The organism is Cupriavidus sp. 10L45 (assembly GCF_056395225.1).
In genome coordinates, this window is sequence record NZ_JBFTJC010000001.1 from 173,805 (window position 1) to 195,176 (window position 21,372).

At 67.9% G+C, this 21,372-nt stretch carries 24 protein-coding genes; 16 read left to right on the forward strand and 8 right to left on the reverse strand.

All coding sequences use genetic code 11. The features are described 5' to 3' along the window. Window position 1 precedes the first annotated feature (1 nt). Entirely contained in the window at window positions 2–889 is an 888-nt protein-coding gene (locus tag AC1DFU_RS00835) for a metallophosphoesterase family protein (RefSeq protein WP_092295708.1), read from the reverse strand. A 231-nt stretch (window positions 890–1,120) separates the two neighbouring features. Between AC1DFU_RS00835 and AC1DFU_RS00840 the strand changes: the two genes are divergently transcribed. Together AC1DFU_RS00840 and AC1DFU_RS00845 are read left to right on the forward strand one after the other, a co-directional pair. Beyond that, window positions 1,121–1,744 carry an RNA polymerase sigma factor gene (locus AC1DFU_RS00840; RefSeq protein ID WP_441592615.1) on the forward strand — a complete coding sequence of 208 codons (624 nt, stop codon included), beginning with the start codon at window positions 1,121–1,123 and terminating at the stop codon, window positions 1,742–1,744. Beyond that, window positions 1,731–2,543, forward strand: coding sequence for an anti-sigma factor family protein (locus AC1DFU_RS00845; protein WP_441592614.1), 813 nt, complete (start codon window positions 1,731–1,733; stop codon window positions 2,541–2,543). Before AC1DFU_RS00840 ends, AC1DFU_RS00845 begins: the two co-directional genes overlap by 14 nt. 25 nt (window positions 2,544–2,568) lie before the next feature. On the opposite strand, the gene AC1DFU_RS00850 is transcribed toward AC1DFU_RS00845, so the two are convergent. Beyond that, window positions 2,569–3,015, reverse strand: coding sequence for an Ohr family peroxiredoxin (locus tag AC1DFU_RS00850; protein ID WP_092295699.1), 447 nt, complete (start codon window positions 3,013–3,015; stop codon window positions 2,569–2,571). Window positions 3,016–3,244: 229 nt separating this feature from the next. Here AC1DFU_RS00850 and AC1DFU_RS00855 point away from each other — a divergent pair, with 229 nt between their 5' ends. Beyond that, window positions 3,245–3,706 carry a MarR family winged helix-turn-helix transcriptional regulator gene (locus AC1DFU_RS00855; protein ID WP_441592613.1) on the forward strand — a complete coding sequence of 154 codons (462 nt, stop codon included), beginning with the start codon at window positions 3,245–3,247 and terminating at the stop codon, window positions 3,704–3,706. 90 nt (window positions 3,707–3,796) lie between these two features. Then, window positions 3,797–4,384: a PAS domain S-box protein gene (locus tag AC1DFU_RS00860; protein WP_177219940.1), complete on the forward strand. Its 588-nt coding sequence runs from the start codon at window positions 3,797–3,799 to the stop codon at window positions 4,382–4,384. A 20-nt stretch (window positions 4,385–4,404) separates the two neighbouring features. On the opposite strand, the gene AC1DFU_RS00865 is transcribed toward AC1DFU_RS00860, so the two are convergent. After that, entirely contained in the window at window positions 4,405–5,229 is an 825-nt protein-coding gene (locus AC1DFU_RS00865; protein WP_092295693.1) for an IclR family transcriptional regulator, read from the reverse strand. Window positions 5,230–5,407: 178 nt separating this feature from the next. Between AC1DFU_RS00865 and AC1DFU_RS00870 the strand changes: the two genes are divergently transcribed. From AC1DFU_RS00870 to AC1DFU_RS00910, 9 genes are all read left to right on the forward strand, one after another. Further along, a complete protein-coding gene (locus AC1DFU_RS00870; RefSeq protein ID WP_092295690.1) occupies window positions 5,408–6,415 on the forward strand; it encodes a TRAP transporter substrate-binding protein in 1,008 nt (335 codons plus the stop codon). Between the two features lie 38 nt (window positions 6,416–6,453). Continuing rightward, complete coding sequence (locus AC1DFU_RS00875) at window positions 6,454–6,897, forward strand: type II 3-dehydroquinate dehydratase (RefSeq protein ID WP_092295687.1); 444 nt, start codon at window positions 6,454–6,456, stop codon at window positions 6,895–6,897. A 15-nt stretch (window positions 6,898–6,912) separates the two neighbouring features. Then, the gene (locus AC1DFU_RS00880) at window positions 6,913–7,497 is read left to right on the forward strand and encodes a TRAP transporter small permease (RefSeq protein ID WP_441592612.1); all 585 of its coding nucleotides are present in this window, start codon (window positions 6,913–6,915) and stop codon (window positions 7,495–7,497) included. Then, window positions 7,494–8,774 carry a TRAP transporter large permease subunit gene (locus tag AC1DFU_RS00885; protein WP_092295681.1) on the forward strand — a complete coding sequence of 427 codons (1,281 nt, stop codon included), beginning with the start codon at window positions 7,494–7,496 and terminating at the stop codon, window positions 8,772–8,774. Before AC1DFU_RS00880 ends, AC1DFU_RS00885 begins: the two co-directional genes overlap by 4 nt. 86 nt (window positions 8,775–8,860) lie before the next feature. Further along, on the forward strand, window positions 8,861–9,730 hold the full coding sequence (locus tag AC1DFU_RS00890) for an IclR family transcriptional regulator (RefSeq protein WP_092295678.1): 870 nt from the start codon (window positions 8,861–8,863) through the stop codon (window positions 9,728–9,730). A gap of 253 nt (window positions 9,731–9,983) precedes the next feature. After that, complete coding sequence (locus tag AC1DFU_RS00895) at window positions 9,984–10,763, forward strand: enoyl-CoA hydratase/isomerase family protein (RefSeq protein ID WP_092295675.1); 780 nt, start codon at window positions 9,984–9,986, stop codon at window positions 10,761–10,763. A 51-nt stretch (window positions 10,764–10,814) separates the two neighbouring features. Then, the gene (locus AC1DFU_RS00900; RefSeq protein WP_441592611.1) at window positions 10,815–12,404 is read left to right on the forward strand and encodes an AMP-binding protein; all 1,590 of its coding nucleotides are present in this window, start codon (window positions 10,815–10,817) and stop codon (window positions 12,402–12,404) included. A gap of 86 nt (window positions 12,405–12,490) precedes the next feature. Next, window positions 12,491–13,516 carry a tripartite tricarboxylate transporter substrate binding protein gene (locus tag AC1DFU_RS00905; RefSeq protein WP_441592610.1) on the forward strand — a complete coding sequence of 342 codons (1,026 nt, stop codon included), beginning with the start codon at window positions 12,491–12,493 and terminating at the stop codon, window positions 13,514–13,516. Window positions 13,517–13,589: 73 nt separating this feature from the next. Continuing rightward, the gene (locus tag AC1DFU_RS00910; RefSeq protein WP_255370849.1) at window positions 13,590–14,399 is read left to right on the forward strand and encodes an enoyl-CoA hydratase/isomerase family protein; all 810 of its coding nucleotides are present in this window, start codon (window positions 13,590–13,592) and stop codon (window positions 14,397–14,399) included. A 14-nt stretch (window positions 14,400–14,413) separates the two neighbouring features. Here AC1DFU_RS00910 and AC1DFU_RS00915 read toward each other — a convergent pair whose 3' ends face one another. After that, entirely contained in the window at window positions 14,414–15,160 is a 747-nt protein-coding gene (locus AC1DFU_RS00915; RefSeq protein ID WP_092295663.1) for a transporter substrate-binding domain-containing protein, read from the reverse strand. Window positions 15,161–15,355: 195 nt separating this feature from the next. Here AC1DFU_RS00915 and AC1DFU_RS00920 point away from each other — a divergent pair, with 195 nt between their 5' ends. Further along, complete coding sequence (locus tag AC1DFU_RS00920; protein ID WP_441592609.1) at window positions 15,356–15,766, forward strand: cupin domain-containing protein; 411 nt, start codon at window positions 15,356–15,358, stop codon at window positions 15,764–15,766. A gap of 27 nt (window positions 15,767–15,793) precedes the next feature. Here AC1DFU_RS00920 and AC1DFU_RS00925 read toward each other — a convergent pair whose 3' ends face one another. The 4 genes from AC1DFU_RS00925 to AC1DFU_RS00940 all read right to left on the reverse strand — a co-directional run bounded on the left by AC1DFU_RS00925 (window position 15,794) and on the right by AC1DFU_RS00940 (window position 20,031). Next, on the reverse strand, window positions 15,794–16,273 hold the full coding sequence (locus AC1DFU_RS00925) for an MEKHLA domain-containing protein (RefSeq protein ID WP_092295658.1): 480 nt from the start codon (window positions 16,271–16,273) through the stop codon (window positions 15,794–15,796). Between the two features lie 80 nt (window positions 16,274–16,353). Beyond that, the gene (locus AC1DFU_RS00930; protein ID WP_092295655.1) at window positions 16,354–16,734 is read right to left on the reverse strand and encodes a VOC family protein; all 381 of its coding nucleotides are present in this window, start codon (window positions 16,732–16,734) and stop codon (window positions 16,354–16,356) included. A 56-nt stretch (window positions 16,735–16,790) separates the two neighbouring features. Continuing rightward, on the reverse strand, window positions 16,791–17,867 hold the full coding sequence (locus tag AC1DFU_RS00935) for a porin (protein ID WP_092295652.1): 1,077 nt from the start codon (window positions 17,865–17,867) through the stop codon (window positions 16,791–16,793). A gap of 358 nt (window positions 17,868–18,225) precedes the next feature. Next, window positions 18,226–20,031 carry a cytochrome c biogenesis protein DipZ gene (locus AC1DFU_RS00940; protein WP_441592608.1) on the reverse strand — a complete coding sequence of 602 codons (1,806 nt, stop codon included), beginning with the start codon at window positions 20,029–20,031 and terminating at the stop codon, window positions 18,226–18,228. A gap of 481 nt (window positions 20,032–20,512) precedes the next feature. On the opposite strand from AC1DFU_RS00940, the gene AC1DFU_RS00945 reads away from it, so the two are divergent. Both AC1DFU_RS00945 and AC1DFU_RS00950 read left to right on the forward strand, forming a co-directional pair. Continuing rightward, window positions 20,513–20,854, forward strand: a complete 342-nt coding sequence (locus tag AC1DFU_RS00945) for a hydroxyquinol 1,2-dioxygenase (RefSeq protein ID WP_092296206.1) — start codon at window positions 20,513–20,515, stop codon at window positions 20,852–20,854. Between the two features lie 84 nt (window positions 20,855–20,938). Next, window positions 20,939–21,358: an organic hydroperoxide resistance protein gene (locus AC1DFU_RS00950; RefSeq protein WP_092295645.1), complete on the forward strand. Its 420-nt coding sequence runs from the start codon at window positions 20,939–20,941 to the stop codon at window positions 21,356–21,358. The last annotated feature ends 14 nt before the right edge of the window (window positions 21,359–21,372 follow it).

Genomic DNA, 21,372 nt, shown 5'->3' on the forward strand with positions numbered 1-21,372 from the left:
CTCAGGCATCGCGCTGTACCGGTTGCTCGGTCAGGCCGAACGCATCCGGCGCGCGCGTGGCCTTGACCGTGCGCCAGCCGAGCCCGCGATAGGGCTGGGCCGGATCCCACGCCACCGGCGCGCGCTTGGGCTGCGAGCCGGCCGGCGGCAGCGGAAACATCAGCGAGCGCGCCGCGTGATGGGCGATATGCCCGGTCATGTGGTGGTGTTCCTGATGGATATGCCCGTAGAACACGGTGACGTGCCGGTACGGCATGAGCTGGGCCACCACGGCCTCGCCGTCGCGCGTGGCCCAGTCCCACTGCGGATAGAGATCGAACAGGGGCCGATGCGTGAAGACCACGATGCGTGCCTCGCGCGACTGCTTGCGCAGGTCGTCCGCCAGCCACGCGCGCTGGGTCTCGCCGACCTGGCCGGCCGGGTCCGACACGTTGTCCAGCACGATGAAGTGCACCCCCTTGTGATCGAACGTGTAGTGCGTGGGACCGAACAGCTCGCGATAGGCGGCCCCGGCGTCGAGGCTCGCGTCGTGCTCGCCCGGCATCAGCCACACCTTGCCCGCGCGCAGCGGCGCGATCAGGTCGCGGAACTCCCGCATGCGGCGCCGGCGCTCGTTCGGGTCGTCGGTGGTGTGGGTCAGGTCGCCGGTGAACATGATGAAGTCGGGTGGCGTTGGCAGCGCATTGACGGCCGCCACCGCCTTGGCCAGCGTCCCGCGCGCGTCGGGATTCGGCGCCCCTTCGAACCCCCAATGCGCGTCCGATAGCTGCACGAACACGAATTCCTCGTCCCGCCCCGCCGCCCAGCCCGGCAGCGCCGATGCAAAGACGGCGCCCCCGGCCGCGCCTGCCAGGCGCAGGATGTCCCGCCGCCGCCATGTTCCGTCCATGATTGCCTCCGTCGGTGTCGCGGGCATGGCCATCGCACGCCCCACCCCTGTCATACCGGCGGGGGCCGCCAAATATTCCCGGCGCCGGCGCGCGGGAATAGAATCGGTGCAGCGCCGGTATACAGGAGACCGCCTTGCGCCATCCACCCGCTTCGTCTGATTCGCTCGATTCGCTCGACTGCCCCGATGTGACTGGATTGCCCGACCGCTCCGTCCGGACCGAGGACTGACGTGGACGCCCCTGCCACGCGCCGCCGCTTCGACGCCCTCGTGCTGCCGCACCTGGACGCCGCCTACAACCTCGCCCGGTGGCTGTGCGGCAACACGGGCGATGCGGAGGACGTGGTGCAGGAGGCGTTCCTGCGCGCGTTCCGGCTGTTCGGCAGCTTTCGGGGCGACCAGCCGCGGCCCTGGCTGCTGGCTATCGTCCGCAATACGTGGTTCACGACCTGCGAGAAGCGCCGGGGCGCGGCGGAAACGGACTATGAGGAAGGCGAGATGGACACCGCGCTGCCGGACTGGCATGGCGCCGCCACGGACCCGGAGCAATGGCTGATGCGCGAGGAGGATGTGCGGCTGGTCCATGCGGCGCTGGCGCGGCTGCCGGTGGTCTTCCGCGAAGTCATCGTCCTGCGTGAATTGGAGGAACTGCACTACCGCGATATCGCCCGCATCGCGCAGATACCGGTCGGCACGGTGATGTCCCGGCTGGCGCGGGGCCGGCGCATGCTGGCCGCCACCGTCACGGCGCTGCGTGGCGAGGTGCCGGTTGCCGCCGCGCCGGCGGAGCGCCAGGACCTTGCGGACGTGCCACCCGCTCATCCCCCCGGAGATACGAAACATGGATTGCCATGACGCGCAGTTGCTCCTGCAGGCCTGCGCCGACGGGGAAGTCGGCGCGGCTGACAGTGTGCGGCTGGAACGACATCTCGAAGACTGCGACCAGTGCGTGGCCTGCCTGCGCAATCTCCAGGCGCTGCGCGCGGCGACGCGCCACGGCGCGCACTATCACCGCGCGTCCGCCGACTTGCGCGCGCGCATCGTGGCTGCGCTGCCCGGCGACGCGGCCATCGCGCCGGACGCCGACGCGTCGCCCTCGCCCCCCTCGTCGGAAGGCTGGCGCCGCTGGTTCACGTGGTCGCCCGCCATCAACGCGGCCATGGCGGGCGTCACGGTGTTCGCCGTCGGCCTGGGCCTCCAGCAGCACGCCATGCGGCAGTCTCCGGCGGAAGGCATGGCCGACGCCGTGGTGACGAGCCACGTGCGCGGTCTGATTTCGAACCACGCCATCGATGTGGCGTCGTCCAATATGCATGTGGTGAAGCCGTGGTTCAACGGCCGTGTCGACTACGCGCCGGAGGTCCGCGACCTGGCGAGCGCCGGGTTCCCGCTGCTGGGCGGCCGGCTCGACTATGTGGATGGCCACCGGGTGGCCGTGCTGGTCTATCGGCGCGATGGGCATCCGATCGACGTGTTCGTGCTGCCAGACGCGCAGCGTGGGCCGGGCGGCAGCGGCGAAGCCGTGCAGCAGGGCTACCAGCTACAGCGCTGGGCGGCAGGCGGCATGCAGTACTGGGCCGTCAGCGATGCCTCCGCGACGACCCTGCGTGCCTTCGTGCAGGCATGGCGCAACGCGGAAGCGGTTGCGCCATGACCCCCCTTATCCCCCTTATCCCCCATTACGCCGTCGCGACGGTCAGCGTGACGTCGATATTGCCGCGCGTGGCCTTCGAGTACGGGCAGATGGCATCGGCGCGGTGCGCCACGGCTTCGGCCGCCTCTTGCGCCACGCCGGGCAGGTTGACGTGGATGCGGCCCTGCAGGAAGTAGTCCGCGCCAGCCATGCCCAGATCCACCTCGATCTCGACCGACAGATCGGCCGGCACCGCCACCTTCAGTTCCTTGGCCGCGAGGCCCAGGGCAGCGATATAACAGGCCGACCATGCGCCCGCGAAGAGCTGTTCGGCCGTCGGGTGGGACTGCACCGCTTCATAGGCATAGGTCGGCGCCGTGTCGTTGCCCGGCGTGGTGAGATGGAGGTCGACGTTGCCGTGATGGCGGGGGCCACCCTTGCTGCCGGTGGTGTGGGTCTTGCCGGTGAACAGTACTTTTTCGATCTTGGTCATGATGTGTGAGGGTCTCTCTGAATCTAGTGTGGTTTAACAAATCGCATGCGATGTAATCGCATGCGTTGCATAATGGTTCACGGGACCGGGCAAGTCAAGGCGTTTGTACGGCGCGCGTGAAGAAACCCGGCGGGCGGCGTGGCGGTGGGCCGAGGAAGGCGCTCAGCGCTTACGATTGCGTCGCATACGATGTATTCTTTGCCATCGGCCCATCACGACGAGGAAGCAGATGAAACCCATTGATGAGACAAGCGCCGCGGATACCCCGCTGTCGGACTTCCTGTGCTTCGCGGTCTACTCGACGAACCTTGCCTTCGGCAAGCTTTACCGGCCCGTGCTGGACAAGCTCGGGCTCACCTACACCCAGTACGTCACCCTGGTGGCGCTGTCGGAGGCGGACGGCCAGACCGTCAGCGGCCTCGGCGAAAAGCTTTTCCTGGAGTCGAACACGCTGACACCCATCCTCAAGAAGCTGGAAGCGATGGGCCACGTCGAACGCAAGCGCGACCCGGAGAACGAGCGGCAGGTGCGCGTGAGCCTGACGAAGAGCGGTCGACGCGTGCGCGAGAAGGCGGCCAGCACCGACTTGATGTCGGCATGCGGGCTGACGCCGCCGGCCTTCGCCAAGCTGCAGAAGGAGGTCATCGCGCTGCGCGACAACATCGTGCACGCGTTGAAGGACGAGACGTAGGGCCAGTGCCGCTGGAGTGAACGCCGATCCTCTGGCATGATCGGCCACATTGTCGCGATGGCTTTGTCGCGGCCCCGGGGATCGGTACACATGATTGAACGCTTGGCGGAAGACGCGATCCTGACGCTGGCGGACAGCTTGCCAGACACGGTGTTCCTGGTCGACAAGGCTGGGAAGATCCGCTACGCCAACGCCCGGTGCGCGGATAGCCTGGGCCTGTCCCAGGCCGCCATCATCGGCCAGACCATGATCGAACTGGTAGCGCCGCATGACCGCGACCGGACGCTCCGGGAAGCGGGCACGGTGATGGCCGGGAATCGGCGCACCGGATTCGAGAACCGCTACCAGCACCGCGACGGTAGTGACGTTCACTTCTCATGGTCCGCCCGCTGGCTGGAGACGCATCAACTGCGCTTCGGCGTGGCGCACGACGTCACCGCCTTGCGGCAGCCCACCTGCGACCACCTGATTCCCGCCGCCTTGCTGAATGTATTGGAGCCCTGCGAGCAGCAGGTGCTGATGTTGCTGCTGACGGCAGCTTCCGAGAACCAGATCGCCGGACGGCTCGGCTTGACGGCATCCACCACGCAGGCGCATGTCGCCCGGGTCTTCACCAAGCTTGGCGTGCGCGGGCGCATGGGGCTGATGAGCCTGTGCCTGCGCGGCATGGAGGCTTGAAGGAACGGCGCCCCTGAAGGTCAGGCGGCGGCCGAGTTGTCCTCGTTGTTGCGGCCCTGTAGCGGAAAGCGTGTGCGAAACATCGGCGAGGCCAGGCTGGCCAGCGCGAGTTCGTCGGCGGCGGCCAGCAGGTCGGGGCCCAGCGCGGTCATGCGCGCCTCGGTCAGCCGCACGGCCGGTCCGGCGATGCTCAGCACGCCAATCGGATCGCGCTCCTTGCGCTTGACCGGCGCGGCCATCGCCGTCATGCCGGGCGCGAACACCTCGTTGATCATCGCAAAGCCGCGCGCGCGGTTCTCGTGCAGCATCGTCAGCAGCGCGCCGATGGTGGTCGGCGCGTTCGGACCATATTCCTCAGGCGAGCCGAAGCCCTGCCGCGTGACCAGCTCGATGGCGCGCTCGTCGCTCATCGTCAGCATCCAGGCGTGGCCGGACGCGCTGCAAGACAGCCGGGCGTCCATGCCCATGTCCGGGTCGTAGCGCAAACCATGCCGGGCGCCCTGCGCCTTGGCCACCCACGTCAGGTGCTCGCCATCCACGATGGCCAGCCGCACCAGTTCCCCCGAAATCTGCGCCAGCCGGTCCACCAGCGGCTGGGCGATGTCGACGATACCCGTGGCACTCAGGTAGCTCAGGCCGATGGACGCCACGCGGGCGGTCAGCGCGTAGTCGCCATGGTCGCGGAGCTGGCGCACATAGCCGCAGCGCACCAGTTCGTTCAGCAGGCGATGCGCCGCGCTCTGCGGGATCTCCAGTTCCTGCGCGATGGATGCCAGCGGCACGCCTTCCGGCTGCGTGGCGAGGTGTTCCATCACGGCAAGTGCGCGTTCGAGTACTCCGGCCATATCGATAGAGGTGGTGTTAGGGCGATGAGGGTGGGCTAGATACTAACCCCAAGTGGAAACTGATTCCATGTGGAATAGTATTCCACTCACTGCGGGGGAGCCATCCGGATCGGCCCCAATATTGGTACCGATACTTGGCCACCACCCGCCCAGAAAAAAGACATCGAGGAGACAAGGCATGAGGAAAACCATTCTTCGGCTGGCGCTGGCCGCCGCGCTGGGCACCATCGCCGCCACGGCCATGGCGCAGGACATCCAGGAGCGCACCATCCGCTTCGGCCATCTGAACAATCCCGACCATCCGGTCAGCTTCGGCGTGAAGAAGTTCGGGGAGCTGCTGGCCGCCAAGAGCGGCGGCAAGCTGAAGGTGAAGGAATTCCCGGCCTCGCAGCTCGGCAACGAGATGCAGCAGCAATCGGCCCTGCAGGGCGGGGTGCAGGAGATGTCGGCCCCGGCGTCCACCTCGCTGGCGGGCATCGTCAAGGAGTTCGGCCTGATCGACCTGCCGTTCTCGGTGGGCAGCTTCGAGCAGGCGGACGCGCTGCTGGACGGCCCGCTCGGCAAGGCGCTGATCGCCCGGCTGCCCGAGAAAGGGCTGGTGGCGCTGGGCTTCTGGGATCTGGGCTTCCGCAACGTCACCAATTCCAAGCGACCGATTGCCCGGCCGGAGGACTTCGAGGGCCTGAAGATCCGCGTGATCCCGAACCCGGTGTTTCTCGACACCTTCAAGGCGTTCAAGGCCAACCCGGTGCCGATGCCGTTCGCCGAGCTGTATGGCGCGCTGGAATCCAAGGCGGTGGATGGCCAGGAGAACCCCTTCGCGGTGATTCTTTCGAACAAGTTCTATGAAGTGCAGAAGTACGTGAGCGCCACCAACCACGTGTACGCCGCCAACATCGTGCTCGTCAGCAAGAAGTTCTGGGACAAGCTCTCGCCGGCCGAGCAGAAGATCATGAACGAGGCCGCGGACGAAGCGCGCGTCTACCAGCGCCAGGTGAGCCGCGCCGCCGCGCAGAAGGCCGTGGGCGAGCTGCGCGCCAAGGGCATCCAGTACAACGATGTGACGCCGGCGGAACGTGCGCGCATGCAGCAGGTGGTCAAGCCGGTCACCGACCATTTCATGGCCAGCTACGACCCGGCCACCGTGAAGCTCTACAACGACGAGATCCGGCGCCTGCGCAAGTAAGCCCGCCGCCCCGCCACCTCCGACGCCCCCAATACATCATGAAAATCCTCGTTCTGCACGGCCCGAACCTGAACCTGTTCGGCCGCCGGGAGCCGCATATCTACGGCACCACCACGCTCGATCAGATCAACGAACGCCTGGCGGCGCTGGCCGCCGAACTGGGCGTGGAACTGGCCACGATCCAGTCCAACCATGAAGGTGCGCTGATCGATTTCCTGCACGCGCACATCGACGCCGCCCAGGGCGCCCTCATCAACCCCGCCGGCCTGACCCAGCACGGCGTGCCGCTGCACGATGCGATCAAGGCCATGCCGTTTCCCTCGCTGGAAATCCACATGTCGAATATCGCGGCCCGGGAAACCTGGCGCGCGCATTCGATCATCTCGCCGGCAGTGAAGGGCACTATCCAGGGCCTGGGCGTGCATTCCTACCTGGCGGGGCTGCGCGCGCTGGTCGGGCTGGTCTCCGACGCCAAGTCCTAGGCGGCGCGGATCATCATGGGTCGCTTGATCGATGGAATCTGCCGCGTGCTGGAGGCCGGCATCGCGCTGCTGCTCGCGGTGATGGTGGTGCTGGTGTTCGGCAACGTGGTGCTGCGCTACGGCTTCAACTCGGGCATTACGGTGTCGGAGGAGGTGTCGCGCTGGATGTTCATCTGGCTCACCTTCCTGGGGGCGGTCATCGCGCTCAAGGAACGGGGGCACCTGGGGGTGGACATGCTGGTCGGCAAGCTGCCCGCCTGGGGCAAGAAGGTGTGCCTGGTGGTCAGCCAGGTGCTGATGCTCTACATCGTGGTGCTGCTGTGCAAGGGTAGCTGGGACCAGGCAGTCATCAATCTCGACGTGACGGCCCCGGTGACCGGCGCCCCGATGGCGATTGTCTACGCGGCCGGCATCGTGTTTTCGGTGCTCGCGGCCGTCATCATCGCGCTCGATCTCTGGCGCCTGCTGTCCGGCAGGCTCACCGAGGACGAGCTGGTCATGGTGCAGGAATCCGAGGAAGCGGTGCGGATGAAGCAGATTCTCGACCAGGCGGACGCGGCGGACGCCGCGGACCTCGGCAGCACCGGGAGGCGCGCATGACCATCACCGTCTTTATCGGCTCGCTGCTGGGCGCCATGCTGATCGGCATGCCGATTGCCTTCGCCCTGCTGGCCAGCGGCGTGGCCCTGATGTGGCATCTGGACATGTTCGACGCCCAGATCCTGGCGCAGAACGTGATCGGCGGCGCCGACAGCTTCCCGCTGCTGGCGGTGCCGTTCTTCATGCTGGCCGGCGAGATCATGAACGTGGGCGGGCTGTCGCGCCGGATTGTCGATCTGGCGCTGGCGCTGGTCGGCCATATCAAGGGCGGGCTGGGCTACGTCACGATCATGGCCGGCTGCCTGCTCTCGGCACTCTCCGGCTCGGCCGTGGCGGACGCCGCCGCGCTGACCGCGCTGCTGCTGCCGATGATGGTCAGCGCCGGCCACAAGAAGGAAACGGCGGGCGGGCTGATTGCCGCCACGGGCGTCATCGGCCCGGTCATTCCGCCGAGCATCGGGCTGGTGATCTTCGGCGTGGCCGCCAATGTGTCGATCTCGAAGCTGTTCCTCGCCGCCATCGTGCCGGGTTTGCTGATCGGCGTGGCGCTCTGGCTCACCTGGGCCTGGCTGGCACGGCGCGAGCACCTGGAGCCGCCGCCGCGCAAGTCGCGCGCGGAGATCCTGGCGGCGTTCCGCCATGCGCTGTGGGCGCTGATGCTGCCGGTCATCATCCTGGTCGGGCTGCGCATGGGCGTGTTCACGCCCACGGAAGCCGCCGTGGTGGCGGCGGCGTATGCGCTGTTCGTGTCGATGGTGGTCTACCGCGAGCTGAGCTTCGCCCAGTTGCGCCAGATCTTCGTCACGGCGGCCAAGACCAGCGCCGTGGTCATGTTCCTGATCGCGGCGGCCATGGTCAGCGCCTGGCTGATCACCGTGGCGGACCTGCCGTCCAAGGTGGTGGACCTGCTCCAGCCCTTCATGGGCAACAAGATCCTGCTGATGGCGGCGATCATGGTGCTGGTGATGATCGTCGGCACGGCCATGGACATGACGCCGACCATCCTGATCCTGACCCCGGTGCTGATGCCCGTGATCAAGGCGGCCGGCATCGACCCGGTCTACTTCGGCGTGATGTTCATCATCAACAACTCGATCGGACTGGTCACCCCGCCCGTCGGCACGGTGCTGAACGTGGTGGCCGGCGTGGGGCGCATGAAGATGGACGAGGTCACCCGGGGCGTGGTGCCGTTCATGATCGCCGAGTTCGCCATCATGTTTTTGATGGTGGTGTTCCCGGCCCTGGTGACGGTGCCCGCGAAGCTGTTCGGGGGGTGAGGCGGCGGGTGGGCGGGTGGGCGGGTGGGATCGTTACCGGACAATGCAATAATGATGTATTGCAATCCGCTAACGATTATCCTCGAATGCCAACGAACGAGCCCACCACCAAGCGAACCCGGACGAAGCGCAGCGCGGAAGCCACGCCCAGCGCGCCCGCCGCTGCCGAAGGGGCCAAGAAGGGAGACAGCGCGGGCGACGAGTCGTCGCTCTTCGTCAATTCCGTGGAGAAGGCCCTGCGCGTGCTGAGCGTGTTCGATGCACGCCGGCGCGAACTGTCGCTGACCCAGATCGCGGCGCTGGCCGAGCTGGACATGAGCGCGGCGCAGCGCTTCACCCATACGCTGACCCACCTCAACCTGCTGCGGCGCGACGCGGCGGCGAAAACCTATTCGCTGTCGCCGCGCATGCTCGACTTCGGCTACCAGTTCATCGCCGCCAACGAGCTGGTTGGGCTGGCCACGCCGTTCCTCCAGCACCTGTCGCTGGAAACCGAGGAGACGGTCAACCTGACGCTGCTCGACGGCACGGAAATCGTGTTCGTGCAGCGTTTTGTCAGCCGCCACGTGCTGACGCCCGATGTCATCGTCGGCACGCGGCTGCCAGCCTATTGCACCTCGTCCGGCCTCGCCATCCTCAGCGCGCTGCCCGATGACGAAGTGCGGGAGATCCTGGCCAAGTCCGATCTCGTGCCGTACACGCAGCACACCATCTTCGCGCCGGACGCCATCCTGAAGCGGCTGGAAACCATCCGGCGCAACGGCTACGCCCATACCGAAGACGAGATGTATATCGGCGATATTGCCACCGCCGTGGTGATCGTCGGGTCCGATGGCCGGCCGCGCGGCGCGATCAATGTCGCGGTGTCGCGGGCCCGCTGGAAGGGCGCGGAAGACGAGCAGCGCGTCGCGTCGCTGCTGATTGCCGCCGGCCGCGCCATCTCCAGCCGCGCCTGAGTTCTCCCGCCTCCTCGCCCGCCTTACCCCTTCCCCTGTCATACCCCCACGCAGTCACCGCCCCCCGGTGACTGCGCGCCAGCTTCGCCCCCGACGTGGTCCTCCTTTTGCATGCCGTAGCGACGCGGCACGCCCACTTTCACCCGTTTGCGCCAAATAGACGCGGGTAAACCCTTAGTCGAAAACCGGTTGCACCGCCGCCGCGATGTCTTTATATTTCGATTCACTAACTTACTATTTCTATGCGATAACTATGTACCGAGACATCAAGGCAGAACGCATCGGCGCCATCGGCGTGATCACCCTCAATCGCCCGGAGCGCCTCAACGCCTGGCACACCGCCATGCGCGGCGAGATCCTGGCGGCGCTGGGCGCCTTCGCCAAGGACCCCGCTGTGGGCGCCATCGTCATGACCGGTGCCGGCGAGCGGGCTTTCTCCGCCGGCCAGGATCTCGAAGAGGCGCATGACTTCGACGCCGACCGCGCCGAAGTCTGGCTGCGTGAATGGGAAACCTTCTACGACACGCTGCGCAGCCTGCCCAAGCCGCTGGTGATGGCCCTGAACGGCACCGCCGCCGGCTCGGCGTTCCAGGTGGCGTTGCTGGGCGACATCCGCGTCGGCCACCCGGAAGTGCAGATGGGCCAGCCCGAGATCAACGCCGGCATCGCCAGCGTCACGGGACCGTGGATCATGCGCGAGATGCTCGGCCTGTCGCGCACCATCGAGCTGACGCTGACCGGCCGCATGATGGACGCGCAGGAGTGCCACGCCATCGGCCTGATCCACTATCTGGTGCCGCGCGAGGCGGTGCACGCCCGCGCCATGGAGATCGCCGAGTCGCTGGCCGGCAAGCCGCCGGTGGCCATGAAGCTCGACAAGGCCCGCCTGCAGGAAATGACCGAAGCCGGCTTCCGCGATGCCATCGAGGCCGGTATCCGCATCCACCGCGAATCCTATGCCTCGGGCGAACCGGCGCGCATGATGGAAGCGTTCTTCGCCGAGCGCGAACGCCGCCGCGCCACCGCCGCCTGAGCCGCCCGAGTCCTTCCTGTCGATCAGATCAACGCTGTCCTGCCATCTCCCATGTCTTCGGAAACTCACATCGATATTCCCCCGGTCGCCTCGGAAACCATTTCCGCGCTGCTTGCCCGCCGCGCGCGGGAAACGCCTGACGACATCTACTGCCGCTTCCACGACGAGGTGCTGACGATTGCCGCCCTCGACCGGCGCGTGAACCAGGTGGCCAACGGCCTCGCCGCAGCCGGCCTCCAGCCGGGGGACCGCGTGGCGCTGATGCTGCCGAGCCACCCGGACCATATCGTCGCCATCCTGGCGCTGGCGCGGCTGGGGCTGGTGCGGGTCTCGGTGAACGTGCATCTGCACGGCGCCGCCCTGTCGCACCTGTTCGAGCAGTTCGAGCCGGCCGCGGTGCTGGCCGACGCGGACTATGCCGAGGCGCTCTCGCCCATCCGGCAGGACCGGCCGTCGATGTCGGTGCTGTGGCGCGGGGCAGGGCAGGGCCGGGACGACTTCGCCACCTTCGCGGCGTGCCCGGAAACGCCGCCGGCCCACGTCACCCAGCCGGACGACATCCTGGCGCTGACCCCCAGCTCCGGCACCACCGGCGCCCCGAAGGGCGTGCTGAAGTCCGACCGCACGCTGCGCGCGGGCCCGATGGGCATCCTGCGGCTGACCGGCGCGCAGGCCGGCGACGTCTTCCTGCTGTGGGAGTCGCTGCACCACGGCGCCGGGGTGGCTGTGCTGATCTCCGCGCTGATCGAGCGCACCACGCTGGCCATGGTCGATCGATTCAGCGCCTCGCAGTTCTGGGATCAGGTGCGGCGCCATGGCGTGACCCACATCCACTATCTCGGCAGCGTGGTGCCGATGCTGCTCAAGCAGCCGCCGCGCGATAACGACCGGGAGCACAAGGTGCGCGTGGCGTGGGGCGGCGGGTGCCCGCCGGAGCTGTGGAAGGCGTTCTCCGAGCGCTTTGGCGTGGAGATGCGCGAGGGCTACGGCCTGAGCGAGATGATCACCTTCGTTACGGTCAATCCGGCGGGCCCGGCGGGCTCCATCGGCAAGCCGCTCGGCTACTTCGACGTGGACCTGACCGACGATGACGGGCGTACCGTGCCGGTGGGCGAGCCCGGCGAAATCGTCGTGCGCGCCAACGCGCCGGGGCTGGCCTTCCTGGGCTACTTCCGCAACCCCGAGGCCGAGGCCTCGGCCATGCGTGGCGAGTGGTTCTGCACGGGCGATCTGGCGCGGCGCGATGCGGACGGCTTCCTGACCTTCGCCGGCCGCAAGAAGGACACCGTCCGGCGGCGGGGCATCAATATTTCCGCGTGGGAGGTGGAGCGGGTGATCGCCGAGCACCCGCTGGTGGAGGAGTGCGCGCTGGTCGGCGTGCCGAGCGACCTGGGCGAGGACGAACTCAAGATCTTCATCCGCGTGCGGCAGGAGGGCGGCGGGACGCTCGACCCGCTCGCGCTGATCCAGTGGTCCGAGTCGCGCATGCCGTACTTCCAGGTGCCGCGCTACGTGGCCTTTATCGACGAATTCCCGAAAACGCCCACGCAGCGCATCCAGAAGAAGCTGCTGTCCCGCGATGTGGCGGGCGTCTGGGACCTCGAACAGAGCGGCTATCGCGTCGGCAAGGCCCGCGGCTGATGCCCTGATGCCCCCTTGGGCATGCCCCCCCCGGTCGGGCGAGGTTTCCCGGCCGGTGCGTCCTTTCGTCTCAGTGGAGTCTTTCCATGCTGTCAAAGTCTGGTCGCAGTACCCCGGCACGCGTCGCCACGCTGGCCACCCACATCCTCCTGGCCTGTGCGGCGGCCTGTGCTGTGGCCTTCATGGCCGCGCCGGCCATCGCGCAGGAAAAGTACCCCGAAAAACCGGTCAACCTGGTCGTTCCCTATCCCGCCGGCGGTGCCGTCGACGTGGTGGGGCGCCTGTTGGGCCAGAAGCTTGCCGAGAGCCTGGGCCGTCCCGTGGTGGTGGACAACAAGCCCGGGTTCTCCGGCAACATTGGCGCGCAGTTCGTCGCCCGGTCCGCGCCGGACGGCTACACGGTGCTGATGGCCGCGCTGACCTCCTATTCGATCAACGCCGCCCTGCTGCAGAAGGCCAACGGCTACAACCTCACCGGCGACTTCACGCCGGTGGCGATTGTCGGCAACCTGCCGATCGTGCTGCTGGTGAGCCATGACCTCCCGGCCAACAGCGTGCAGGACCTGATCCGGCTGGCCCAGGCCAAGCCCAACACGCTGGCCTTCGGGTCGTCCGGCAATGGTTCGATCGAGCACGTAGCCGGCGAGATGTTCCGCCGCCAGGCCGGCCTGGAACTGCTGCACGTGCCGTACAAGGGTGCCGCGCCGGCCGTGGCGGACCTGCTGGGCGGCCAGATCCAGATCATGTTCGCCACCGGGCCCACGGCGCTGTCCGCCATCAAGAGCGGCAAGGTGCGGGCGCTGGCGGTGGCCACGCCGCAGCGCATCGGCGCGCTGCCGGACGTGCCGACGGTGGCCGAGGCGGGGCTCAAGGACTTCGTGGTGCCGTCCACCTACGGCGTGCTGGTCCGTCAGGGCACGCCCAAGCCCATCGTCACGCGGCTCAACGCCGAGTTGCAGAAGATCCTGCAGATGCCCGACGTCAAGGCGCGCTTCGCCGCCCAGGGCATCGACGTGGTGCTGGGCAGCGCCGATGATGCCGATCACCGGCTCAAGGGCGAAGTCGCCAAATGGGCGCGCGTGATCCAGGAAACCCGCATCGCCGCACAATAGGAATAGGAATAGGAATAGGAATAGGAACGGGGCGCCCCCGGGGGGGCCCGCCACTTTGGACATGAATTCCGCCATGAACGCATCGAACACCCAACCCTCGGAGATCGTGACCGAGTTCCGCGACGACGGCCGCGTGGCCATCGTGACGATCAACCGCCCCCATCGGCGCAACGCCTGTGACCTCGCCGCCTGGACCGACCTGCGCGACCGCTTCCGCGCGTTCGCCGCCGAGCGGGGCGCGCTGCAACTGGTGGTGCTGACCGGGGCCGGCGGCCACTTCTGCGCCGGGGACGACATCCTCGCGTTCCGCAGCGTGCTGTCCGATCCGGTGGCCGCGGACGCCTACCGCGCGGTGATCCAGCAGGCGTACGCCGCCGTGCAGGACTGCCCGGTCCCCGTCATCGCCGCCGTGCAAGGCGCGTGCGTGGGCGGCGGCCTGAGCCTGGCCATGTGCTGCGACTTCCGCGTGGGGGATGGCAGCGTGCGGGCCGGCGTGCCGGTCGCCAAGCTGGGGTTGATGTATCCGACGATCCAGCTGGTGCGGCTGACGCACCTGATCGGGCTCAGTGCCGCCCGCCGCTGGCTCTTCTCCGGCGACCTCGTCCAGGCGGAAGAGGCCTATCAGGCCGGATTCCTGGACGCGCTATCTGCCGACGACGACCCGGTCGCCGCCGCCATGGCCTTCGGCCGTCCGATGATGGACAACGCGCCGCTCTCCATCGCCGGCATCAAGCTCCAGCTCAACGCCATCGCCGCCGGCCAGCTCGATGCCGCGCGCGACGCCATTGCGGAGGCCACGCGCCGCAGCGACCAGAGCGAGGACTATCGGAACGCGGCGACGGCCTTCGCGGAGAAGCGCAAGCCGACCTTCGTCGGCCGCTGAGGCTCGTCGATGGGTTAGCCCGCCGCCAACGGCGCCACGGTCGCGCCCTGGATGCGGTGCTTTTGCAGCGCCGCCGCCACCGCGCCGGACGCCTTGCGCTCCTCGACGAACGCCGCCAGGAAGGCCGCCGCCGCGTCGCCGCGAGACTTCGGCACGCCCATCGCCTGACGGATCACCATAAAGCGCTCGTCCAGCAGGCGCAGGTTGGGCAGGCCCCGGATATCCGCCTCCAGTTGCTGGCGCACCCCGGCGGCCACGTCGAGATCCTGTTCGAGGAAGGTGCGGACCACCTCCTGCGACGACGGCGCGTGCACGATCTCCGCATGCTGGAGTTCGCGGGACAGGAACAGATCGTAGGCGCTGCCCTTGCCGACCACCACCCGGGTGCCGGCGTGATCGACATCGGCGTTGGTGCGCACCGGCGAGTCGTTGTGCACGAGGTAGTAGCCCTCGATCAGCACGTAGGGCTCCGTGAAGGCGATGCTGGCGCCGCGCTTGGGATCGATGGCGAAGAAGCCGATATCGGCCTGCTCGTTCGCCACCAGATCGACCGACTTGCCGGCGGTCTCCACCACCACCAGTTCGAGCTTCACGCCCAGCCGCTCGGCCAGCGCGCCGGCCAGGTCCACGGACACGCCACCCGCGCCACCCGCGCCACCAGCGTCCGCGCGGTGCGCAAGAATCGGATTGCCCAGGTTGATCGAGGCACGCAGCACGCCGGTCGGGGCGAAGGCGTCAAGAAGTGGCTTGTCTACGGTCATGGGGTAGCAGTCGGAAACCTACGTTGGGGGAGGGCGCCGGCCCGCAGCGGTGCGGGCGTGGCGGACATTGTATCGCCGCATGTCGGCGCCGGGCGTTCGTACATCGGCATACAGAACCGTCCCCGGCCCGATACATCCGCCACACACCAGCGCGATGCAATGGCGACTCTTTCCACTGCAACGCAAAGGCTTCCCATGACTTCGACCCGTACCTCCAGCCGCATCCTCGCCGCTACCGTCCTGCTGATCGGCGCCGGCCTGTTCCAGGCCGCGCACGCCCAGAACGTCGGCCTCCACCGCACGGACCTGGTGCAGAGCGACCTGAGCACGCCGGGGCGCGAAGCCGTGCAGGTGCGGGTGGACTTCGACCCGGGCGCGGTCTCGATCAAGCATGCCCATCCGGGCGAGGAAATCGCCTACGTGCTGGCGGGCGAACTCGAATACCAGCTGGAGGGCCGCGCGCCGGTGACGCTGAAGGCGGGCGAGGCGCTGTTCATCCCGGACGGCACCGCGCACGTGGCCAAGAACGTGGGGCACGGCAAGGCCTCGGAACTGGCGACGTACGTCGTCCGGAAGGGCGTGCCGCTGGTGGCCCCGGTCAAGTAACGCTCAAGTCACGGCGGGGGCGCCTGCCTACAGGTCGCGCGTCCGGGGAATGATCACCGCCTGCCCGTGCAGCACGCCATCGGCGTCGATCAGTTGCCACAGCGTGGCTTCCTCGATCATGAAGCGCTTGCCGGTGCGCGTGATGCGCACGCCGGTGTAGCCGGTCTCGTAGCCCACGCGCTGGACGCGCGCCAGGAAGGCCTGCCGCTCCGCCTGGTTGGGCGGCTCGGCGGAGAGCCGGGACGGCAGCCGCGTGATGCCCGCCCAGTCGTACTCGAAACGCTGCTGGGCGGCCAGGTTGCCGTAGACGAAGACCGGATCGGGCGCGGTGTTGTGGGCGAGCACCGCGAACGGCGCCTCCTCGTAGAGCCAGCGGGCCGCCTTGCGGGCCGGCATCGGCTCGGGCACCAGCGTGCGGCCGAGCAGCCGCTGGTAGCTATCGGCCAACAGCTGGTAGAAGGCGGTGTCGCCGGGCTCACGGGGGGAAAGAATCGAATCGGAAGACATAAGCGTGAAGCGGAAGGAAGGGAGCCAGGACAGCCATCAGGCAGCCATCAGGCAGCCATCAGGCAGCCATCAGGCAGCCATCAGGCCGGCTGGTCGATGGACTGGCCGATCCGCCACAGCACCCCGGACGGATCGTCGATCGTGAAGTCGCGCATGCCCCAGGGCCGGTCCTCGGGCGGGTTCACGCGCACGCCGTAGCGCGCGCCCAGGTCCTGGGCCACCACGTGCTGCCACCAGGCCTCCACATCCACCACCAGCAGCGACATCATCAGGTTCTCGGCGAACGGCTTCTCGTAGAAGCGCGTCAGCAGGAAGCTCGAGCGCCCCGCGTGCAGGTAGGCCATCTCGTCGCTGCCCCACGCCTCCGTAAAGCCGAGGTCGAGGTAGAAACGCTTCGACAGGTCGAAATCCTGCGCCGGCAGAAACGCCTTGATCTCGATGGTGTCCATGTTCGCGGTCATCGCGGCTCCCGGGTTTAACAGATGTAACGGACTGAGCGGGCGATGATAGCGCGGCTTCAGAAATGGTGTCGCATGCCCACCATCACGCCGATGCGGGTGGAATCGTCCACGTCCGTGGCCGGCGTACCGGCCCAGTACTCGGTCTCCCGCCCCACCGCGCCGCCGCGCGCATGCACGATATCCGCCTCCACGTAGACGCTGGTGCGCTTGGAGAGCGCGTAGTCGCCCACCAGCGCGATGCTGTCCGCGTTGCCGCCGCCCAGCCGCACCGGGGTGTCCTGGAACTGCGTGGTCACGTCGCCGGACTGCTGGTAGCGGTAGTAGGCGCCCGAGACGTGGAACGCCGGCGTCAGCTGGTAGCCCAGCCCGACGAAGGAGATGGCGAAGCGCGCATCCCCAGCGGACTCGCGCCGGCCCATATGGCCGAGGTAGGCCGTGGCCTTGCCGAACGCGTAGGAACCCCCCACCGAGTAGTTGCGCAGCGTGTTGGCGCCATCGTCGCTGCGGCGCTGGTCGTACGCCACGCCGAGCACCACCGGCCCCTGCTGGTACTTCACCCCGCCGCCGAGCGTGGTGCCACGCCCCATGCTGCCGGCCTGCTCGCCGGCACCGTAGTCCAGTTGGACCGAGAACGGCCCCACGGTGCGCTGGTAGACCACGCTGTTGTCGATGCGGTAGTCCTGGAAGAAGATGTCCCCGCCGATGTAGAGCGGATCGGACCAGAAATTGCCCCAGCCCTGGTCGAGCGGATCGAACGCCCAGCCGATGTTGTTGAGCGCGTTGTACTGGCGGCCGAAGGTCAGGCTGCCCCAGTCGCCGCTCAGGCCCACCCAGGCTTGCCGGCCGAACAGCGCGTTGTAGGACGCGCGGCCGTCGTCGCTGGCGAAGCCGCTTTCCACCTGGAAGATCGCGTGCTGGCCGCCGCCCAGGTCTTCATCGCCCTTCAGGCCCCAGCGGCTGCCGACCATGCCGCCCGAGACCAGTGCGGCCTGGTCGTTGTGATGTCCGTCGATGTTCGACGTATAGCGCACCGCCGAGCTGACGATGCCGTACAGGGTCACGCCCGGTGCGGCGTGGGCGGCGACGGGCAGGAGCCCGGCCGCAAGCAGCCAAAGGCTGGCTGGCTTCTTCATTGCGTTGTCCTCCGGAAAACGGATCCGCCCGCGGCACACGCGCGCGTGCCCCGGGAGGGAGGGTCAGACAAACTGCCTGAGGGATTCAGTCCTGCGCGCGGTCCACGATGGGTCCCGGATGGGTTCCGAATCGGTCCCGGATCGGTCCCGGATGGGGGGCGCAGGTCAATGACCGGGCGGCTGCGCGCGATGGGCGGCGCAGTCCCCGGAGCGAAGGTGAAGCAGAGGGGTGTTTGCCGGGCAAATGATGCTGGGTGGGGCTGGATGCAGCGACGCCCCGGCCGGCAGAACGGGGCGTAGTTTACCGCAATCGGGAGGAAGCCCCGAAAAAGTGACGATTAACTCACGTATTCAGACATCAGCCGAATGTGAACGCGTAAGCCTGCACGCCCGGATCGAGAAAGCGGATCTCGAACGTGTGGTCGCCGACTTCGCCCGCCTGCCGCACCAGCTGGTAGAGCCGGGTTTGCGTGACCGCGCCATTGCCGTTCTCATCGGTGTCCGCACCATGGCTGGCGCCGGGCGGCTTGCCGTCGATGGTCACCTGGAAGCGCACCGCCTGCCCATTGGCCGCCGGGCCGAGCACGAGGTGCAGGTCGCGGGCATGGAAGCGGTAGGCGATGGTGCCGTTGGCGCGGTCAAGTGTCCCTTGCTCCGCTTCCACGGTCCAGCGGCCAGACAGCCCCCAGCTATTCAGGTCCAGCTTGCCGACCGTGTAGTCGCGCGCCGCATCGGGCCGCAGGCCGCCGGGGGAGGCAAAGTTGGTGGCCTGCTGGTAGCCGACATAGGTCTCGCCCGAGCGCACGTTGTCCAGGTCAGGCATGGCCTGCGCACCGCGCGCCTCCGGCGCAACCAGTCCCGTGGCCACCGACTTGTCGCCGGCCTCCGCAAGCAACGCTTGAATCACACGTTCCGAGGTCGCATAGCCACCTTCGCCGAACTGGTGATGGCGGATATTGCCGCGACCATCCACGAAATACGCCGCCGGCCAGTAGCTGTTGTCGAAGGCGCGCCAGATCTTGTAGTTGCTGTCGATGGCCACCGGGAAGCCGATGCGGAAGTCCGCCACCGCGCGGCGCACGTTCTCGGGCTGCTTCTCGAACGCGAACTCGGGCGTATGCACGCCGATCACGGTCAGGCCCTGGTCCTTGTACTTGTCGGCCCAGGCGCGCAGGTAGGGCAGGGAGCGGATGCAGTTGATGCAGGAATAGGTCCAGAAGTAGACCAGCGTGACCTTGCCCTGCAACTGCTCGCGCGTGATCGGGGCCGAGTTGAGCCATTGCACCGCGCCGTCCAGCGCGGGCAGGCGGCCTTCGACCGGCAGCGGGGGCAAGGCGCCCGACACACCGCCCGGGAAGCCTACGCGGGCGTCGTTAGCCGCCAGCAGCATGCCGTTGTTGGCGTTACTGGCGTCATTGGCGTCGTTGGCGGACTGCGGCGGCATGTCGCGCGCCTTCTCCACCGCATTGAGCAGCGCCTGTTCGATGCCGGTGGTGCTGCCGGCGGACAGCCGCGCCAGCAGGCCGGTGTCCGTGCCGGTGCCGATGATCGCCACGCCAGCCAGCACCCCCACGCCCAGGCCGCGCCGCAGCCACTCGCCGGCGCCCATCGACCGCTTCATCGCCGCAAAGACCCGGCCGCCGATGCCCAGCGCCACGGCCAGCGAGCTGGCAGCGCCCGCCGCGTAGGCGGCCAGCAGCAGCGAGGTTTGCACACTGGCGCCGTTGAGCGCCGCGCCGGTCAGCACCAGCCCAAGGATCGGGCCGGCGCAGGGCGCCCAGAGCATGCCGGTCGCCACGCCGAGCAGCAGCGAGCGCCACACCGTGGAGGTGTCGCCATCGCCGGCCAGCCGGTTGCCGAGCGCCACCACGGGGCGGGCCAGCCGGTCCGCCAGCGCGGGCAGCAGCAGGCTCGCGCCGAAAATCGTCAGCAGGACCAGCGCGGCGTAGCGTCCCACCTGATTGGCCTGCACGACCCAGGCGCCGCCCACCGACGCCAGCGTGGCCACGGCGGCGAAGGTCAGCGCCATGCCGGCCAGCATCGGCAGCGTGCTGCGCACAAAGGGCTGGCCGGCGCGGGCGAACACGAACGGCAGCACCGGCAGGATGCACGGGCTCAGGATGGTGAGAGCGCCACCTATATAGGCAAGTATCAGCAGGGTCATGATTGGCATCCGGTAGGAAGATTGGCTTGCCTCGATCAGACCCGCTGCGCATATCGCCGATGTGTCGCCAGCGCGGCTGGGCGTATGCCACTGTGGCGAGGCCGTCGCCAGATACAGAGTGATACATGGCGGTGGCCGGCGGGCTCGCCGATCGGCCCGGTTGCGTCCGATTTGCCCGGTCTGGGTCCGATTCGGGTCCGATCTGGTCTCCTCCGGCTCCGATTCGGCCCCATCCGTCACCCGAATCCCGCCGATCGCGATCTGCCTCCCCCTCCGCCCCGCCCCTTTTTGTACGCCTTTGTATCTGGCTCCCGCACCGATACGTGCCCTGACAGTAAGGCCCTCAAATCGCTACGGGCGCGATACGTCCGTCGTCTTAAATGCATTCCGTGGCAGCGCGGCAAGCGAAACAAACCAGACGCACCGTAACCCGCCTCGCAATCCTTAATTGATTACCGAACCCAAACTTCAAGGAAATACGATCATGACCTCCATCGCCAAGCGCCTCGTTCTCGCCGTCGCCCTCGTTGCCGCCGCTGCCGGCGCCCAAGCCGCCGTCACCGGCTCCCGTGATGTCTACACCGACGGCGCCCGCTCGGTGCAAGAACCCCGCAACCCGTACAGCGACGGTGCCCGCTCGGTGCAGGACGCCCGCAGCCCGTACAGCGACGGCGCCCGCAACGTCGACCCGTTCACCGATGGCGCCCGCAATGTCGATCCGTACACGGACGGCGCCCGCATCGTGGCCGGCATGGACCGCACCGGCGTCTCGGCCGACCCGGCACGCACGGTCGATCCGTACCTCGACGGCGCCTACGCCTGAGTCACCTGCGTCACCTGCGTCACCTGATTTGCCCGATTGGATCCACGCTCTTCAACCCGCAACCTCGAAACACTGGAAATCGACATGACCCGTATCGAAAACGTGCTGTACACCGGCAAAGTCCACATCACCTCCGGCGGCCGTGACGGCTCGGCACGCAGCGACGACGGCCGGCTGGACATCAAGCTGTCCTCGCCGGGCACCAGCGGCATCGGCACCAACCCGGAGCAGCTGCTGGCTGCGGGCTGGTCCGCGTGCTTCATCGGCGCCATGGGCATCGCGGCCAAGGCCCGCAAGGTGCAACTGCCGGGCGATACCGCCGTGGACGCCGAAGTGGACCTCGGCAAGGGCGGCGATGGCTACCTGCTGCAGGCACGCCTGAACGTGAGCCTGCCGGGCGTGCCGCGCGATGTGGCGCAGGCGCTGGTGGAGACCGCGCACCAGACCTGCCCGTACTCGAAGGCCCTCACCGGCAACATCCATATCGAGATCAATCTGGTCTGACCGGGTCGGATCTG